Below are 2083 nucleotides of genomic sequence, written 5' to 3'. Positions count from 1 at the left end.
CTCGAAACGGGCTTGAGGGTGTATGGCCACCGCTGAGGCGCCTAACAATTCGTCCAAGCCGACGCCGCTTCGCGGCGCGGCTTAACTCAGGTGTTAGCCGCACACCCGGCAGCGAGGCGACCGTGTTTACTGCAATGCACAGGCGGTTCGACAGCGCCCACAAAATGCATCACGCGTACTTGCTTGCACTGGTTGTCCCAGTGCTATGCCAGGTGGTGAGCTGGGTGCACCCCGCAATGAACCCGTTTTTGGTCTGGCCGATGTCAGCGCGCCATGTAGTCAGTCTCGTTCCGCTGGTGGCGCCTAGCTGGGTTATTTTGGCACTGTTTCGCCCGTCGGCGGCGTGGATGGTTGGTCTCGCCGTGCCGGTCTTCCTAGCCGTGGCGGTGTAGGTGCGGCTAACAATTCGTCCAAGCCGAAACCGCTTCGCGGTTCGGCTTAACTCAGGTGTTAGGCCTCATGGACACATTGCTGCAGGTCGTGTTCCTTGCATCTGTAGTGGCTGTGCTCCCCTCGTTCGCCGCAGCGATCTATGCCGAGCGCAAAGTCGCGGAGCGGCTGCGCACGTCCCACGCCAGCCTCTGGGCTGAAATCGCCCCCAATCCGCACGCCGAGCCTAGCTTGTCTTCACCTTTCGCTCGGTTCATCACTCAGCGCCGCTACTTGCAGCTCAAGGACTCGGAGCTATCTCGCTTGGGTGAGCGTGCCCGGACGCGCCTGTCCCTAGCTGTCTCGGTCTTCCTGGTCCTTGTACTCTCTGGGCTCGCCGGCAGCTTGGTCCCGGAGCTAGGATGAGGCCTAACAATTCGTCCAAGCCGACGCCGCTTCGCGGCGCGGCTTAACTCAGGTGTTAGGGCGTGCGGCGGGCGGTTTTTGCAGCTCGCTCCTCGGCCAGTTCGCCGCGTCGGACGCGCTCGCTTCGGCACCAACGAGGCTCCTTCGCGATCGGCTGCTGCTCGCTTCGGCTCAACCACTTGGTCTCCGGCTGCAACGCGGCTTCGGCCGCGCCACGCGTCACAGTCTTCCGGGCAAGCGCCGGTCCGCTTGGCCTGCTAGCCTTCGCACGGGTACGGGTTTGCGATTCACGGCATGCGGGTTCAGCCTCGCATCCGGGGCCGCACCCCCTAACAATTCGTCCAAGCCGAACCCGCTTCGTAGCTTCAGAACTCCAGACGGGTTCTCGGGCGGGTCGGCTTAACTCAGGTGTTAGGCTGCAGCCGATGACTCGCCGCGATTTCTCCGAAGATGAGCACTACTACACGCAGGCCTTCGAGCGTGATGGAGTCGTATCCGTTTGGCTTGAGTTAGATAAGCCGGATCAAGAGGCTGATGTAGATGCTCTGCAGAGTTGCTGTGGTGTCGGGTACTACAACATAGATAACCAAGAGGCGAACCATCTCGACGCGCGCGTAAGCCTCGATAGATTGTTCGCCGACGTTTCGTATTCAGAGTCTTTTGCGCCCGCCGCAATCGATCGCGCAAAAGAGCTGGGGATCGATTCCGCGTATTGGCTATTGGTCCAATTCGACTTCGCCTACGATCCATCCAAGGTTAGTCGCCCACCTACAGGCGAGCTTGTGTTTCTTGGGGTGTTCCCGTATGCGACATGTGCAGCCTAACAATTCGTCCAAGCCGACGCCGCTTCGCGGCGCGGCTTAACTCAGGTGTTAGGCCGCATTGGAACAGGCCGTGGTCTGCGCGGAAGGCCGGCCAGCCAGTCATACGCCCAGGCCGACCTATCGCCCGCTCGGTCATCTTCGCCCCGGTTCCTTCAAGGCGGCGGCTGCACCCGCCGTCACTTCTTCCGGCTCATCCGGGCCACTCGGATGCAGCTTTCTCGGTAAGGCCCAGCTCCAGGTGTGCTCGGCCAGATCTTGCAGTAGTGTCTCGGCTGTCGGGCATTTGGCTGGCAGCTCGGGGCACGTGCCCGAGCATCCTCACCAATTCGGCCTAACAATTCGTCCAAGCCGACGCCGCTTCGCGGCGCGGCTTAACTCAGGTGTTAGGCATCACATGAGCCTCGATCGCATCTCAGACGAAGACTTCTTGAGCCCAGACTTCAAGGAGGACTCGGTGCGCGAGC

Annotated in this window: 2 protein-coding genes; both read left to right on the top strand. The window is 61.3% G+C overall.

Going from position 1 to position 2083, the window contains the following annotated elements; translation table 11 throughout:
* Window positions 1-459: 459 nt before the first annotated feature.
* The gene (locus ACFFGH_RS34290; RefSeq protein WP_386677428.1) at window positions 460-795 is read left to right on the top strand and encodes a hypothetical protein; all 336 of its coding nucleotides are present in this window, start codon (window positions 460-462) and stop codon (window positions 793-795) included.
* A gap of 425 nt (window positions 796-1220) precedes the next feature.
* Window positions 1221-1619, top strand: coding sequence for an immunity 22 family protein (locus ACFFGH_RS34285; RefSeq protein WP_386677426.1), 399 nt, complete (start codon window positions 1221-1223; stop codon window positions 1617-1619).
* Window positions 1620-2083: the final 464 nt, after the last annotated feature.

The organism is Lysobacter korlensis (assembly GCF_042434515.1).
The sequence above is the reverse complement of the archived record's forward strand: the minus strand, read 5'-3'. Positions and strand labels throughout refer to the sequence as shown.